This window comes from Streptacidiphilus sp. MAP12-20 (assembly GCF_041262525.1).
In the GTDB taxonomy this organism is placed as follows: Bacteria; Actinomycetota; Actinomycetes; order Streptomycetales; family Streptomycetaceae; genus Streptacidiphilus.
The window spans coordinates 238375-253413 of sequence record NZ_JBGCCK010000001.1 but is presented as its reverse complement, the minus strand read 5'-3'; the positions used below and the strand labels follow the sequence as shown (position 1 = coordinate 253413).

The following is a 15039-nucleotide window of genomic DNA, read 5'->3' as shown; positions in this document are numbered from 1 at the left end:
ACGTGAGCTCCGCCCCGCGGCCGTTCGACCTGATCGCGACCGACCTGGACGGGACGCTGCTGCGCGACGACCACACCGTCTCGCCGCGCACGCAGCGCACCTTGGAGGCCGCGAAAGCCACTGGGGCGCGGCACATCGTGGTCACCGGCCGGACCGCGGCCTGGACCCGGCCCACACTGGACGCGATCGGCTACACCGGCCTCGCCGTCTGCGGCCAGGGCGGGCAGCTCTACGACGCCGGCGCGCACCGGCTGGTCACCTCGGTCACGCTCGACCGGCAGGTGGCCGGCCTCGCGCTGGCGAAGGCGGAGGCCCAGGTCGGCCCGATGGCGGTGGCCGTGGTCCAGGACGGTCTCGAGGGCGACGTCCTCTTCTCTGCGGACTACGACATGCCCTCGGCGGGCGAGGAGCTGGCCGAGCCGGTTGCGCACATGTCCGAGCTGTGGGCCAAGCCGCTGAGCCGGGTCCTCGTCCAGCACCCGACGCTCACCGACGACGAGCTTGCCGAGGCGGTCAGCGACGCGGCCGGGAGTCTGGTCACCGTGGTGCTGGCCGGGCAGGGCTTCGTCGAGCTGCTGCCGCTCGGGCTCTCCAAGGCGACCGGCCTGGCGCTCGCCTCGTCCCGGCTCGGCACGACGAAGGACCGGACCATCGCCTTCGGGGACATGCCGAACGACATCCCGATGTTGGGCTGGGTCGGCCACGCGGTGGCGATGGCCAACGCGCACCCGGAGCTCAAGGCGGTGGCCGACGAGATCGCCCTCAGCAACGAGGAGGACGGCGTGGCCGTCGTGCTCGAAAGAATTTTCGGGCTCCACTGATTGCTAGCATGGAGTCTGGTCTGAGCAGACCAGGACATTCTTGATCAGAAGGACGGAACGGACATGGGCGGAGCACAGCTGTACGCAGCGTGCCGTGCCCTGCTGGCCGAGCTGATCGACGCGAACATCAAGCGACCGGAGAGCTGAGACCGCGCGCCCTCGTGCGCCCGTCGGCTCCTCTCCCTTTCGCTCACCACTTTCGCTTGAGAGTCACGCATGCCCAGCTCCATGCCCGGGTCCATGACCCGGCCCGTCCTTGACGCGCCCGTTTCGTATGCTTCTGCTCCTTCTGTCTCCCGGTTCACCCGCGTCCTCGCCCATCCGGCGACCGCGCTGGTCGGCATCCTGCTGGTCTCGCTCAACATGCGCGCGGCGGTCTCCGCCGTCTCGCCGCTGCTCGGCGACGTCAGCTCCGGTTACGGCCTCTCCGCCACGGCGGGCGGGCTGCTCACGACGATCCCGGTGCTGATGATGGGCGCGATCGCGCCCGTCGGCGCCCGGCTGAACCGCCGCTTCGGCGCGGAGCGCGTCGTCGCGCTGGCGCTGATCCTGCTGATCGCCGGCGTGCTGCTCCGCGTCCTGCCCGGCGTCGGTGAGCTGTTCGCGGGCAGCATGGTGCTGGGCGCGGCGATCGCGTTGCTCAACGTCACCATGCCGGGCCTGGTCAAGCGGGACTTCCCGGAGCGGGCGGCGGCGATGACCGGCGTCTACACCACCTCGATGATCATCGGGGCGACCCTCGCCGCCGCGCTGAGCGTCCCGCTGGAGCACGCCTTCCGCGGCTGGGCCGGCTCGCTGGCCTCCTGGTCGGTGCTCGCGCTCGTCGCCTTCGTGGCCTGGCTGCCACAGCTCGCCGCGTCGAAGACCCCGCACGCAGGCTCCGCTCAGGCGACGGCGGCGAAGCTCCCCGGCCTGTGGAAGCGCCCGCTGGCCTGGCAGCTCGCCGTCTTCATGGGCATGCAGTCGCTGCTCTCCTACACGCTGATCGCCTGGCTGCCGACGATCCTCACCAGCCAGGGCATGGACCGCGGCACGGCGGGCGTCGTCTTCGCGGTCAGCTCGCTGGTCCAGATCCCGGCGGCGTTCCTGATCCCGCTGCTGGCCGGCCGGGTCACCCACCAGCGCGCGCTGGTGGGCCTGATGGTCACCGCGATGGCGACCGGCGTCGCCGGACTGATGATCGCCCCGACGGGCGGCGCCTGGGCCTGGGCCGTGCTGGTCGGGATCGCCCAGGGCGGCGGCTTCGGCCTCGCCATGGCGATGATCGTGCTGCGCTCGGGCTCCGCGCAGGTGGCCTCGCAGCTGTCCGGGATGTCGCAGCTGGTGGGCTACTTCATCGCGGCCTGCGGACCGGTCGGCTTCGGCGCGCTGCACCAGGCCACCGGCGGTTGGGGCTTCCCGCTGGCGATCCTGCTGGGCTGCTGCGCGATCGGCCTGACCGCCGGACTCGGCGCGGGACGCAGGCTCGTGCTCGCCGGCTGAGTCTGCTGAGTCGGCTGACGGCGGGGAACCCGTTCGGGTGACGGCGCGTCAGAGCGCCATGACGATGAAGAAGCGGGGGAGCGCGCTCGGGCTGGTGACAGCCGCCGCGCTGCTGGCGATGACGGGGTGCGGCAGCAGTGCGCCGAAGGGCTACGCACCTCCGGCAGGGGCTGCGGCGGGACTGGTACGGGTGGACGCGCCTGTGCTGGCCGCGCCTGCGGCCGACACCCGGTCCGCCGCCGACGGTAGCGCCGAGCTGGGACTGGCCCTGCTGCGGCAGCTCGGCGAGAAGGGCAATGTCGCGGTCTCGCCCGCGAGCCTGGAGGGCGTGCTGGCACTGCTGTTGCCCGGCGCCCGGGGCGCGACCGCCGACGAGATCCGCGCGCTGCTCGGCACCCGGCTCACCGGCGACCGCTACGCCGCCGCCCTCGGCGCGCTGCGCCGCGCGGAGGTCGCGCAGGCCGCCGGGGACCAGAACCAGCTCAGCTTCGCCGACGACCTGTGGGCTCAGAACGGCTTCCGCCTGCGCAACCCCTACCTGCGGACGCTCGCCGGAGCATTCGGCACCGGCGTGCACACGGTGGACTTCAAGAACCCCGACGCCGCGGTCGCGGCGATCAACGCGCGGGTCTCGCAGGAGACGCGCGGCATGATCCCGAAACTGTTCGATCCCAGCGCCGTGCAATCCAACACCATGCTCGCGCTGACCGACGCTCTCTATCTGCACGCGGATTGGGCCCGGGCCTTCGATTCGAAGGAGACGCAGCAGGCACCGTTCCACCTCGGCGACGGACAGACCGTGTCGGTGCCGACCATGGGCGGATCATGGCCCGCCTCGACCGGGGCCACGCCGGACTGGCAGACGGCGGAACTCCCCTACCGGGGCGGGCGGCTGGCGATGGATCTGCTACTGCCGAAAGACCCCGCGAACCAGCTGCCGACGGCCGCGCAGCTCTCGGCGGCGCTGGCCTCGGTCGGGCAGGGGCATGCCGCTCTTCGCCTGCCGAAGTTCCACTTCTCGTACGGGCAGGAGCTGACGAAGCCGCTCGAGGGCCTGGGGCTGCGCACGATGTTCGGTCCCGCTGCAGACCTGAGCGGCATCCAGGCGGACGGCAGCGGGGGTCTGCAGGTCAGCACGGTGGTCCAGCGCATCAAGGTGGACGTCGACGAGCAGGGCACCACGGCGGCCGCCGCGAGCGGAGTGATGGTCACGTTGTCGGCCGCGTACATCCCGCTCTCGTTCGACCGGCCGTTCGTGTTCCTGATCCGGGACACGACGACCGGCCACGTGCTCTTCCTCGGCCGGGTCACCGACCCGCGTTGAACCGAACGCCCAGGGGCAACAAGTGCCCCTGGGCGTCGGGTATGTGCTCCGAATTCGAGCGGCAGGTCCGAATTCGAGGGAATTACTCCTCGCCGGCCAGCGTCAGCCTGCTCAGGCGGGCCGCGGCCAGCCACGCGCCGCCGACGGTGGCGACCAGCAGCAGCGGGATCGCCGTCGGCAGGTGCACGGAGGAGCTGATGACGCCGGGGTCGGCGATCTTCTGGCCGACCGACAGCGCCCACTGGTGCACGCTGAGGGTCTGCGCGCCCGGCACGTACGTGCCGACGATGGTCTCCCACAGCAGCGCGTACATCAGGCCCCAGACCACCGCGTGCCGGGAGATCACGCCGAAGAGCAGGAACAGCGCACTGTAGGCGATGCCCGCGATCAGCGCCGCGATCGTGTAACCGAGGGTCAGGTTCTCGAAGGTGCCGAAGAGGATCAGGCCGGCGATGTACGTCGGCAGCGCGGCGAAGACCACCGAGCAGCCGATCGCCACGACGAGCTTGGAGACGATGATCTTCCAGCGCGGCTGCGGCTTGGCCAGCAGGTAGATGATCGAGCCGTCGTCGATCTCCGGGCCGATGGCCCCCGTGCCGGCGATCAGGCCGACCAGCGGGACCATCGTGCCCAGCCCCAGTCCGCCGAGGATCCCGGCGGCGGTGTTCTCGTCCTGGCCGGCCACGACGCGGATCACCACGGAGAGCACGATCAGCAGCAGGGGCAGCGCGAGCAGCAGCAGGCCCCGGCGGCGGCCGAGCAGGCCGCGCATGGTCAGCCGGGCGACTGTGACGTTCATGATGAGGTCTCGGCCTTCCGTTACTTGGCGGCGACGAGGTAGGAGAAGACGCTCTCCAACGACTCGTCCGCCGGGGAGACGGTCAGCAGGCGGATGCCTGCCTCCTTGGCGACGCGCGGCACCAGCTCGGTGAAGCGGTAGAAGTCGATCGCCTGGATCTGCAGCGCCCGCTCCTTGTAGTCCAGCTCGATCCCGGCCGTGGAGCCGTCCGCGATCAGCGCGGCCGCGAGCGCGCGGTCGTCGCTGGAGCGGACCGTGTAGCGGTGCGGGCGGTCCGTCATCAGGCGGCGGATCTTGCGGAAGTCTCCCGAGGCGGCGTGGCGACCCGCGACGACCACCTCGATGTGGCGGGCGAGCTGCTCGACCTCCTCCAGAATGTGCGAGGAGAAGAGCACCGTCCGGCCCTCCGCGCCGAACCGGCGCAGCAGCTCCATCAGGTGCATCCGCTGGCGCGGGTCCATGCCGTTGAAGGGCTCGTCGAGCAGCAGCACGGCCGGGTCGTGGACCAGGGCCGAGGCCATCTTGACGCGCTGCTTCATGCCCTTGCTGTAGGTGGAGACCTGGCGGTCCTGCGCGTACTCCATCTCGACCGTGGCCAGCGCGCGCTTCGCCGCCTCGCCAGGATCGGACAGGCCGTGCAGCTCGGCGTTGGCGAGGACGAACTCCCAGCCGGTGAGGAAGTCGTACATGGCCTCGCGCTCGGGGACGAGCCCGATCTGACGGTAGGCCTGCTGGTTCTTCCAGATCGGCACGCCGTCCAGGACTACGCTGCCGGAGGAGGGCGGCAGGAAGCCGCTCATCATGTGGATCAGAGTGGACTTGCCCGCGCCGTTGGGGCCGAGCAGGCCGGTGACACCCGGCGCGATCGTCATCGAGACGTCGTTGACCGCGACGACGTTGCCGAACCAGCGGGACGCCCGGTCGATGCTGATGGTGGTCATGGTGCTGCCTCCTCAGATCTTCCGGTAGCGACGGACGAGCAGGGCGAAGGTGCCGACGACGATCAGGGCGATCTCGGCGAGGAAGACGAAACCGCCGAGCGTGCTGGGCACACCCACCGGGCCGTGATCCGGCGTCACCCCGAAGAGCCAGCCGACCGTGGAGTCGATCAGGAGGCCGGGGTTGAGCATGGCCACCCAGTGGGCGGCGGCGTCGTGCCCCTGGTGGCGGATCACCTGGAAGATCACCCCGGCGACGCCCTCGGACACCATGAAGATCGCGATGATCGCGGCGACGCCGAAGCCGCGGCGCGGCGTCAGCGAGGCGACCGCGAGACCGATCCCGGCGTAGACCAAGGCGTAGAACGCGGCGGCGACCACGCTGTAGCTGAAGTGCTGGATGTTGTAACCGAAGGGCATCGAGCCGAGCATCGAGCCGATCCACATGATCAGCATCGGCAGCAGGGTCAGGATGAAGACGGCCGTGACCATCGCCGCGAACTTGGCCCGCACGTAGTCGGAGGAGCGCAGCGGGCGGGAGAAGTAGAGCGGCACCGTCATGAAGCGCAGGTCGCGCGAGAGCAGCACGGGCGCCTGGGCGGCGGTGAAGACGGCGATCACGAACTGCATGATCGTCAGGTAGTGCACGTACTCGATCGGCAGCTTGCCGGACTTGAGGTAGACCGAGACCGCCACCATGATCACTGCGGGCACGATCATGATCACGGCCATCGCCATGGGCAGGATCTTCGACTTGCCGGAGCGGCCGAGCCCGAAGGCCCCGCGCAGGCTGGCCGTGTAGAGCGAACGCGTCGCATAGCCGGCGCCCAGGCGTGGGCCCTCGTAGTGGCGGTAGCCGATGTCGTGGATGACGTCGGCGCGGCCGTTGCCCGCGTTGCCGCTGAGCGTGTCAGACATGGACAGCCTCCTCGGCGGTGGCGGCGGCGTCGGTGAACACCTCGGAGATGTGGTGGCGGCGCTGCTCCAGCCGGACCAGGCCGACGCCCAGCTCCGCGACGGCGTCACGGATCACGTCGTAGACGTCCTCCCCGGTCAGCTCGACCAGGACGAGATGGCTGCCGTCCAGGGTGGCCGTCAGCCCGGCCGCGGTGAGCTTGCCGAGCAGGGCCGCGTCGGCGTCGAAGCCGGGCTCCCCCTGGCGCTCCGTCACCTCGACGGCGAGCAGCGCGGTGGCCGCCGTCATGTCGGCCGTGGAGGAGCTGCGCAGCAGCGCGCCGCCGTCGATGACGACGACGTGGTCGCAGGTGCGCTCCAGCTCGCCGAGCAGATGCGAGGTGACCAGGACGGAGATGCCGAACTCGCTGTGGACCCGACGGATCAGGTCGAGCATGTCGTCGCGGCCGACCGGATCGAGGCCGTTGGTGGGCTCGTCGAGCAGCACCAGCTGCGGGTCGTGGACCAGCGCCTGGGCGAGCTTGACGCGCTGCTTCATGCCCGTCGAGTACGTCCCGATGGGGCGGTAGCGCTCCTCGTACAACCCGACGTGGCGCAGGATGTCGGCGGTGCGCTCGCGCGCGGCCGTGGCCGGGAGACCGGACATCCTGGCCATGTGGACGACGAACTCCGTGGCGGAGACGTCCGGCGGCAGGCAGTCGTGCTCCGGCATGTAGCCGACGCGCTCGCGGATCGCACCGCCCTCGGTGGCGACGTCGAGGCCGAGCACCCGCGCGGTGCCTTCGGTGGCCGGGGCGAGGCCCAGCAGAATCTTGATGAGTGTGGACTTACCTGCGCCGTTCGCTCCGACCAGACCGACCACTCCGGGCTGCACCTCGACGGTGAGGTGGTCCAGAGCGGTGACCCGAGGGAACCTCTTGGTGAGGTTGTCCGTAGTGATGACAGACACAGGATGAGACTATCCACGCTGTGTGGACGCTCACATCAGGTCCACGGCTGACTTTCCCCTAGCCCTGGGGTGTACGCGCGGGGGTCCATCCCCTAGGGGACGCCCCCGCGCCGCGACTCAGGACGCGGTGAGCAGGCGCACCTGGAGGTCGACGACCTGCTCGAAGTCGATGGTCGGCACCTCCTTGGGGTTGCTCATGACCACGAGCACCTCGGTGTCGCCGGACTCGAAGTAGCCGTACCTGACGGAGGGGTTCCCGCCCTGCGCGGGGGCCAGGTGGACACTCGGCCCGACGAGGGTGCTGAGCAGGTTCACGCTGGGGTCGGACTGCGCATGGGGGGCGGCGACCAGATCACCCAGGCTGCCCTCGACGCTGTCAACCGTGCCCGTGCCGGTCGGCGAGCGGAACTGCTGGAGGTAGATCTGGGTGTGCGTGCCGTCGGGCATGGTCCATCCCGTCGCGGCGATGTGGCGCAGGCCGACGTCGCTGAAGGTGGACTTCAGCACGCCGGGGTTGGCGAGCAGGTCGAGGAAGGACTTGGCGGGGAACCAGCCGCCCCGGCCCGGCAGCGCGGCATCGGCCTTGGCGCCGACGGGGTCGGGCAGGAGCAGCCCCCGCAGGTCGACCTGGTGGACGCCGGTGTCCGGAGCGGGGAGTCCTCCCGGAGCGGGCGGCAGCGTCGGCAGGCTCAGCGCGGGGAAGGTGTAGCGGCCGTCCGCCGGCGTCTTCAACCCCGGGATGTCGGTACGCGCGGGCTGGGTGACCAGCACAGCACCACCGACACCGACGGCCACCGCCACGGCGGCCGCCGTCGTCCAGCGCCCGACGGTCCTGAGCCACGGCCGCGGCTTGCGCTGCTTCGGCGCGTACGCGGCGGGCAGGGCCCACACCCCGCCACCGGCCATCGGCTGCGCGCCCGGCTGCGCGGGGTAGGGCTGCCCATACCCGGGCGGCGGCGGCCCGGGCACGCCCGCGGCAGTCGGGACGTAGGGGTGCGGCGGCACGGGCGCGGGCGGCGGCCACGCCTGCGCGGGCACGGTCGGCGCGGCGGGAGCGGCGGGCTGCTCCGGCGCGTCAGGCTGCTCGGTCATCAACTGGACGCGCGGGTCCTGGCCTGTGGCCGGAACAGCGGCCGCGACTGCGGACTCCTGCGCGGGGACCTTCGCGAGGAACACCGTCGCGGAGTCACCCGCCCCGGCCGACTCGCCCTCGGACCCGGCGGCCACCCTGGCAGGCTCGGATTCGGGCTCGGCCGGAGCCTCAGCGGCAACGTCTGCCGGGGCAGCGGCAGGTACCGCGTCAGCGGGTACGGCGTCCGTCGGCACCACGGCAGTCGGCTCGGATTCGGGCTCGGCCCGGGCCGCCTCGACGGCGTCCGCCGCGGCCGGAGCCTCCGCGGCGACAGCTGCCGGTACAGCGTCAGCGGGCACGGCATCCGTCGGCTCAAATTCGGGCTCAGCCGGAGCCTCACCGGCAACGTCTGCCGGGGCGGCGGCCGGGACCGCGTCAGCGGGTACGGCGGCAATCGGCTCAGCGGCAGTCGGCTCGGCGTCAGCCGGCAGGGCATCCGTCGGTACCGCGTCGGCGGGAACCGCCTCGACAGGTGCAGCGTCGACCGGCACCGCGTCAGCAGGCACCACGTCAGCAGGCAGCGCGTCGGTGACAGGCTCGGGCTGGGGCGTGTCAGAAGCAGAAGTCGTCATACCTGGGCCGCCGGAGTCGCGAGTCGGGTCAGTTGCTGCCGGAAGAAGTCCGTCGCCGCCGACTCGGCGATCGGGCTGACGCCGTCGACCTGCATGGTGATCAGCAGGTCGCCCTCCACGTCCTCGCAGCGGAGCCGGTCGAGCGAGGAGGACGAGCCGAAGGGGTTCGGCGGGAAGTAGCAGTGGGCGTGCGGGTAGCCCGAGACGTTCGGGCCCGTGCGGTAGCCGCTGGTCAGGCCGGTCAGGGTCCGCAGCGCCGCCGCAGCCGAGTCGCGGTGGGCCGGGGTCTCCTGCATCAGCGTGACCCGGATCGCCAGGCCGTTGTCACCGTCGGCGTAGCCGGCGACGGCGTAGCCCTGGAGAGCGCTCAGGCCCAGCCGGTTCTGCAGGTCGCCCCGCTTGCCGGCGTCGAGGAAGCGGTACTCCTCCAGAAACGCCGTCGAGTACTGACTCGGCGTCAGCACCGTGAAGTTGCCGAGAGACGTCTCGTCCGCACCGGGCGCGTCGGTGGCCGGAACCGGCAGCAGCAGCTCGTCCAGGGGGCCGAAGTGGCTGCCGTCCGGGCGCACGCCGAAGGCGGGCGCGAGGTACGGCTTCTGCGCCACCGGCTTGGCGGGGGTGCTGGTGGTCCGGTTGGCGAGAATCAGCGCCCCGGTTCCACCCCCCACGGCGAGCGCGGAGAGCACGAAGGCCGCGGCGAGCGCCACGAACCGTCCGCGCGTCCGGGGCGCGGACGCGGGCGCGGAGCCTGGTACGGGCGCCGGCGTCGCCTCCGGGGTGTGTGCCTCGGTGCTCACAGGCGCTCCATCTGGTTCTGGATGATGGACATGACGTCCTGGGCGGCGACCTGACCCTGGTCGTAGACATGGACGTCGACCAGGATGTCGCCGTGCCGCGCGTAGCCGCAGCCGTAGTGGTAGGTGCTGCCGTCGCTGTAGCTGTGCGAGACGTTGCCGGGGTAGACCTTGCTGTCGCCGGTGTCGGGGACGGGGACCGGGTCCGAACCGCACTCCTTCCCCGCGTAACTCTGCAGGTCCTGGAGGTCGGACTTGACGTCGGCCTCGTTGGCCTTCTGGAACTGCACCAGCTCGATCACGACGTCCCGGTTGCCCTGGTTCCAACTCACCTGGACGGCGCGGCGGAAGCCGTGGGCGAGCATCCAGCGGAACTCGGCCGCGGGGCTCTTGAAGTCGCGCGAGTAGTCGCCCAGCGAGATGTACCCGTCCGGGACGAGGGTGGCGTTGGACGGCTTGCTCCCGGCCGGGGCGGAGAGCAGCAACCGCGTCAGGTCGCCGTCGGTGCGCGCGGCGTCGTCCTGCTCCGCCGACAGCGCGGGCACGGCGGCCCGGCCGCTCGGGTAGTGCAGCGCGTCGCCCGCGAGGGGCGGCAGCGGCGTGGGCGGGCGCTGCGCCTGGATCGCGTAGCCGACGCCTCCGCCGCCGGCGGCGCCGAGCACCACCGCGACGGTGATCAGCAGCGCGGTGCGCTTGCGGGACCAGCGGCGACGCACCTTCGGCGGCGCTTCAGCCGCCACCGGCGGACCACCGGCGAGCACGTCGGCTCCGGGTACAGGCACGCCTGCCGGGGCGGTGGGCCACTGGACGGGCGGTACCGGCTCGTTGGACGGCGCCGACTGCTCGGGCACGGGAGGTGTCACATCTTCTCCTGGACGATGCGTCGGAGCTCAGCTGCCGTTGCTGAGGCGCTGTTCCTGGCGCTGCATCAGCTGGGTCAGCAGGGCGCGGCTCGGGGTGCCGGGGCCGGAAATGTCGATCTCGTACTCCACGTCGCCGTCGTGCGAGATACCGATCACGACGCCCTGGTTGCCGTTGGAGCTGCTCGGGTCGATGGACTGGCCCTTGGCCTGCGAGACCCCGGCGATGTCGAAGGTGTTGCCGTGCGCGAAGCTCAGCCCGGACACCCAGTCGGAAGCGTGCGTGGTGCCGTCGAACTGGATCAGTTGGACGTTGACGGTCCACGCGCCGTCATTGGTCCGGTAGGAGCGGTACGCGCCGCCCTTGCAGCCGAAGTCGTTGAGGATCCGGCGACTGGTCGACGGGTTGTTCATGGACTTGGCGATGTCGCCGAGGGACTCCGAGTTCCCGTTGACGTCGCCGAACACCTGGGCGCCGTCGGGGACGGGCAGCAGGAAGAAGCGCAGGTCACCACTGTGGCTGTTCCCGCTGACGCTGCCCTTGACCGTGGAGGTGGGGCTCGGCGCGGGGGCCTGCGTGGTGGGCGCGGGGGACGGCGTCGCGGTGGGGGTCGCACTCGCCTTGCCGCTCGGCGCCGCGCTCGAACTGGGGCCGGGGCCCAGCGCGGTGGTGTGCGTCGGCCCACTGCCGCCGACGGCGACGACGGCACCCGCCGTGCCCGCCGCGAGCACCAGCCACCCGGCCACCGCGAGCGCGACGTACCCGCCGCGCCGCCGCCCGCCGCCCATCGCCGGGGTCGGCGGTTGCTGTCCGTACGGCACCGGCGGCGGGGGAAGCGCCGGATAGCCGGCCGGCGGCAACGACTGCCCCGGCTCGCCCGTGGGCGCCCCCGTGCTTTCGGGATCCACGACAATTCCCCCACAGAACGATGTGTGGCCATTCGACGTCCGACGGACCGCCATAAGCCTTGCGAGCTGCGAGTATGCCGCGACGCACAGGGAACGCCCAAGTTCTTTATGTGATCGAGACCTGATTCCTGGTTACATTCCGGCAACCTTCCTCGGCTGCCGTCGGGATTGCAGGAAAAGTCCCCAAAAACCACCCCACTAGCCGAGCTGGGCCAGGCCCTCCGTGGCGATCCGCTCGAAGACGGCGAGGTCGTTCTCGAAGATCGAGTCGGGGACCGGCCAGTGGACGACGAGCTCGTCGATGCCCAGCTCCCGATACGTGCCGGCCCAGTCGACGAAGGCGTCGACGGACGCGAGTGGCCGCTCGGCGGTGGAGCCCTGGAGCAGCATCGTGTCGATCGTCGCGACGTCCCTGCCCTGTGCCTCGCACGCGGCGCGGAGCTTGGCCAGCTGGCCCGCGATCACGGCCGGGGCCTGCTCCACGGGAACGTCCGCCGGACCACGCGGGTCGCCGTAGGTGACCCAGCCCTGGCCGTACTTCGCCGCGAGCTTGAGCCCGCGCGGTCCGGTGGCGGCGACGTAGAACGGCACGCGCGGCTGCTGCACACAGCCGGGGATGTTGCGGGCCTCGACGGCCGAGTAGAAGCGTCCCGTCTCGGTGGTGGTGTCCTGCGTCAGCAGCCGGTCCAGCAACGGCAGGAACTCGTCGAACCGGTCCGCCCGCTCCCGCGGCGTCCACGGCACCTGCCCCATCGCAGTCGCGTCGAAGCCGACCCCGCCCACCCCGATGCCGACGGTGACCCGGCCGCCCGAGATGTCGTCGAGCGTCATCAGCTCCTTGGCCAGGGTGACCGGGTGCCGGAAGTTGGGCGAGGTGACGAGGGTTCCGAGCCGCAGCCGCTCGGTGGCGGTCGCCGCGGCTGTCAGCGTCGGGACAGCACCGAACCAGGGCTCGTCCCGGAACGACCGCCAGGAGAGGTGGTCGTAGGTGTACGCGGCGTGGAAGCCGAGGTCCTCGGCCCTTCGCCAGATCTTCTGTCCCTCACTCCACCGGTGGATGGGGAGGATCACCGTGCTCAGACGCATGCCTCGACCCTACGTGAGCCGGCACTGCCCTGGCCCACCTCGACCGCCGAACGGGCTGGCCGCCGCGCCTCACCGCTCCCGGTAGTCGAACTCGGTGTACGGGTAGTTGGGCTGCTCGTAGCCGTAGCCGGTGTGGTCGGCGGAGTAGGCCTCGGAGACCCAGGCGTCGGCCAGCGCCGACGGCTCCGGCAGGTGCCGGCCGGGGATCGGGATGTTCGTCAGGGACCCGGTCGCCCCCGGGTGGGTGAAGGTGGCCACCGGGGCCCCCGGGGCCTGGAGGGAGCCGTAGCGTTCCATCCGCTGCCAGCGCAGTCGGACGCCGGCCACCGCCGTGATGGCGGACTGGATCACCACCAGGTACATCAGCTGCCGGTAGACGAACTGCTGGAGCGGCAGGCTCCACAACGGTTTGGGGCTCTCCCCGTCCAGACGGAACGCGTACAGGCCCATCAGCAGCTGGAGCAGCAGGAAACCGCACCACAGGCCGAGCACGTGCCAGGGGTTGAGGAAGACCAGGCCGTAGAGCGCGAAGATGTCCACCACCGGCGCGAGCAGCGGCAGCAGCACCTGGAAGAGCAGCAGGTAGCCGAGACCGCGACGGCCCAGCTTGCCCGCCGCGCCGCCTTGGAGCAGGGCGCCGCGGTGCTTCCACATCGCCTGCATCGTGCCGTAGCACCAGCGGTAGCGCTGCCGCCACAAGGCGCCGAGCGAGGCCGGGGCCTCGGTCCAGGCGACGGCCTGCTCCTCGTAGACCACGCGCCAACCGTCCCGGCACAGCGCCATGGTGAGGTCGGTGTCCTCCGCCAGCGTCGCGTCGGAGACGCCGCCGACGCGCTGCAGCGCCTCGCGGCGGAAGCCGCCGACCGCGCCGGGGACAGTCGGCATGCATTCGGCCAGGTCGAAGAGGCGCCGGTCCAGGTTGAAGCCGACCACGTACTCGATGTGCTGCCAACGTCCCAGCAGACCGCCGCGGTTGACGACCTTGGCGTTTCCGGAGACCGCGCCGATGGCCGGGTCCGCGAAGGGCTGGATCAGCTTGCGCACCGCGTCGGGCTCGAAGACGGTGTCGCCGTCGACCATCACCAGCAGGTCGAAGGAGGCCGCCGCGATGCCGGTGTTGAGCGCGGCCGGTTTGCCCGCGTTCTGCTGCCGGATGACCCGGACGCCCGGCAGGCCGAGCGATTCGACCAGGTCGGCGGTGCCGTCGCTGGAGCCGTCGTCCACCACGATGATCTCGACCGGGTGGTCGGAGGCGACCAGCGAGCGGACCGCCGCCTCGATGCCCGCGCTCTCGTTGTAGGCGGGCACGATGACCGTGGCCGGCTCGGTGACCGGGTCGCCCCAGGCGTACTGCGTCCACTTCTTGTGCCGCCGCGCGGCGAAGACGCTGACCACGGCGCGCAGCACGCTGAGTCCGCCCGCCGCGTACATGAGCCAGCCGATGACGGTCAGCAGCCAGTGACTGAGCAGCAGCGCCCAGATGAGCGCGACGCCGAGCCAGTGGTCGCTCGCGGCGGCCGGCTGCATCGGGGCGGCCAGTCCGGTGGTCGCGCTGACCGTGCCGACGACGAGGCCCTGCTGCTGGTACTGCGTCAGCAGCTGGTCGAGCGCGACCACGGACTGCGAACGGTCACCGCCCGCGTCGTGCATCAGCACCACCTGGCCGGTGCGGCCGTGGATCGAGCCGTTGGCGACGATCTTCGCGACGCCGGGGCGCTGCCAGTCCTCGGTGTCCTGGGTCGTGAGGACGGTCAGGTAGCCCTCGTGCGCGGCCTGCTGGATGGCGGCCCAGTCGGCGTCGTCGACCGAGTCGCTGCCGGCCGAGTAGGGCGGGCGCACCAGCGTGGTGGTCTGCCCGGTGGCCCCGGCGATGGCGAGTTGCGCCTCGCGCAGTTGCAGCGTGCGCTGCCAGGCGGGGATCAGGCCGAGGTTGGGGTGGGTGAAGGTGTGCACGCCGAGCTCGTTGCCGTCGGCGACGATCTGGCGGGTGACGTCCGGGTTGGCGGTGACGTTCTCGCCGATGACGAAGAAGGTGGCGTGCACGTTGTGCTTGCGCAGCACCGCGAGGATCTGCGGGGTCCACTTGGGGTCGGGGCCGTCGTCGAAGGTCAATGCGATGGTGCCGGGGTGCGGCCGGGTCGTGCGCGGCGCGGCGGTGGCGTTCGTGCCCGTGGCCGGGGCGGCCGAGATCACCGGGCCGCCGTCGGTGATCGCGCTCGGGACCTGGCCGGACGGGCCCTGGACGAGCCCCGCGCCGTCGGGCGTGCTGCCGAACATGTGCTGGGTGTAGCCCTCGATCAGCAGCGCGAGGGTCAGCGTGACGACGAGCGTGCCGAGCAGCAGCCAGTGCGTGCGCAGCGGCACCTCTCGGACGGCTCCGCGGCGGCCGCGCCCGGGTCGGCGGTTGGTGGAACTGGAGGACAGGCGGGGGCGGGGCGCGGAACTCATGGTGCGTACG

13 protein-coding genes are annotated in these 15039 nt (G+C 71.4%); 3 read left to right on the top strand and 10 right to left on the bottom strand.

Annotation, left to right across the window (positions count from 1 at the left end):
- Positions 1-2: 2 nt before the first annotated feature.
- From ABIA32_RS01130 to ABIA32_RS01120, 3 genes are all read left to right on the top strand, one after another.
- Positions 3-821 (top strand): HAD family hydrolase, encoded by an 819-nt coding sequence (locus tag ABIA32_RS01130; RefSeq protein WP_370091740.1) that lies wholly within the window; start codon positions 3-5, stop codon positions 819-821.
- Between the two features lie 240 nt (positions 822-1061).
- A complete protein-coding gene (locus ABIA32_RS01125; protein ID WP_370091739.1) occupies positions 1062-2303 on the top strand; it encodes a CynX/NimT family MFS transporter in 1242 nt (413 codons plus the stop codon).
- 37 nt (positions 2304-2340) lie between these two features.
- Positions 2341-3627, top strand: a complete 1287-nt coding sequence (locus ABIA32_RS01120) for a serpin family protein (RefSeq protein ID WP_370091738.1) — start codon at positions 2341-2343, stop codon at positions 3625-3627.
- Positions 3628-3709: 82 nt separating this feature from the next.
- On the opposite strand, the gene ABIA32_RS01115 is transcribed toward ABIA32_RS01120, so the two are convergent.
- From ABIA32_RS01115 to ABIA32_RS01070, 10 genes are all read right to left on the bottom strand, one after another.
- Complete coding sequence (locus ABIA32_RS01115) at positions 3710-4429, bottom strand: ABC transporter permease (RefSeq protein ID WP_370091977.1); 720 nt, start codon at positions 4427-4429, stop codon at positions 3710-3712.
- Positions 4430-4446: 17 nt separating this feature from the next.
- Positions 4447-5367 carry an ABC transporter ATP-binding protein gene (locus tag ABIA32_RS01110; RefSeq protein ID WP_370091737.1) on the bottom strand — a complete coding sequence of 307 codons (921 nt, stop codon included), beginning with the start codon at positions 5365-5367 and terminating at the stop codon, positions 4447-4449.
- Positions 5368-5379: 12 nt separating this feature from the next.
- The gene (locus ABIA32_RS01105; protein WP_370091736.1) at positions 5380-6282 is read right to left on the bottom strand and encodes an ABC transporter permease; all 903 of its coding nucleotides are present in this window, start codon (positions 6280-6282) and stop codon (positions 5380-5382) included.
- Positions 6275-7228 carry an ABC transporter ATP-binding protein gene (locus tag ABIA32_RS01100; RefSeq protein ID WP_370091735.1) on the bottom strand — a complete coding sequence of 318 codons (954 nt, stop codon included), beginning with the start codon at positions 7226-7228 and terminating at the stop codon, positions 6275-6277. The genes ABIA32_RS01105 and ABIA32_RS01100 overlap by 8 nt, the downstream gene beginning before the upstream one ends.
- A gap of 117 nt (positions 7229-7345) precedes the next feature.
- Positions 7346-8659 (bottom strand): hypothetical protein, encoded by a 1314-nt coding sequence (locus ABIA32_RS01095; protein WP_370091734.1) that lies wholly within the window; start codon positions 8657-8659, stop codon positions 7346-7348.
- A 269-nt stretch (positions 8660-8928) separates the two neighbouring features.
- Positions 8929-9729, bottom strand: a complete 801-nt coding sequence (locus tag ABIA32_RS01090; protein ID WP_370091733.1) for a hypothetical protein — start codon at positions 9727-9729, stop codon at positions 8929-8931.
- Positions 9726-10589, bottom strand: coding sequence for a hypothetical protein (locus ABIA32_RS01085; RefSeq protein WP_370091732.1), 864 nt, complete (start codon positions 10587-10589; stop codon positions 9726-9728). Before ABIA32_RS01085 ends, ABIA32_RS01090 begins: the two co-directional genes overlap by 4 nt.
- 27 nt (positions 10590-10616) lie before the next feature.
- Positions 10617-11495: a hypothetical protein gene (locus ABIA32_RS01080; RefSeq protein ID WP_370091731.1), complete on the bottom strand. Its 879-nt coding sequence runs from the start codon at positions 11493-11495 to the stop codon at positions 10617-10619.
- Positions 11496-11693: 198 nt separating this feature from the next.
- Entirely contained in the window at positions 11694-12581 is an 888-nt protein-coding gene (locus ABIA32_RS01075) for an LLM class flavin-dependent oxidoreductase (RefSeq protein ID WP_370091730.1), read from the bottom strand.
- A 69-nt stretch (positions 12582-12650) separates the two neighbouring features.
- Complete coding sequence (locus ABIA32_RS01070) at positions 12651-15029, bottom strand: bifunctional polysaccharide deacetylase/glycosyltransferase family 2 protein (RefSeq protein ID WP_370091729.1); 2379 nt, start codon at positions 15027-15029, stop codon at positions 12651-12653.
- Between the last annotated feature and the right edge of the window lie 10 nt (positions 15030-15039).

Coding starts and splice junctions, on each gene's coding strand:
- ABIA32_RS01125 (WP_370091739.1), top strand. CDS start 1,062: ATGACCCGGCCCGTCCTTGACGCGCCCGTTTCGTATGCTTCTGCTCCT.
- ABIA32_RS01110 (WP_370091737.1), bottom strand. CDS start 5,367: ATGACCACCATCAGCATCGACCGGGCGTCCCGCTGGTTCGGCAACGTC.
- ABIA32_RS01105 (WP_370091736.1), bottom strand. CDS start 6,282: ATGTCTGACACGCTCAGCGGCAACGCGGGCAACGGCCGCGCCGACGTC.
- ABIA32_RS01075 (WP_370091730.1), bottom strand. CDS start 12,581: ATGCGTCTGAGCACGGTGATCCTCCCCATCCACCGGTGGAGTGAGGGA.
- ABIA32_RS01070 (WP_370091729.1), bottom strand. CDS start 15,029: ATGAGTTCCGCGCCCCGCCCCCGCCTGTCCTCCAGTTCCACCAACCGC.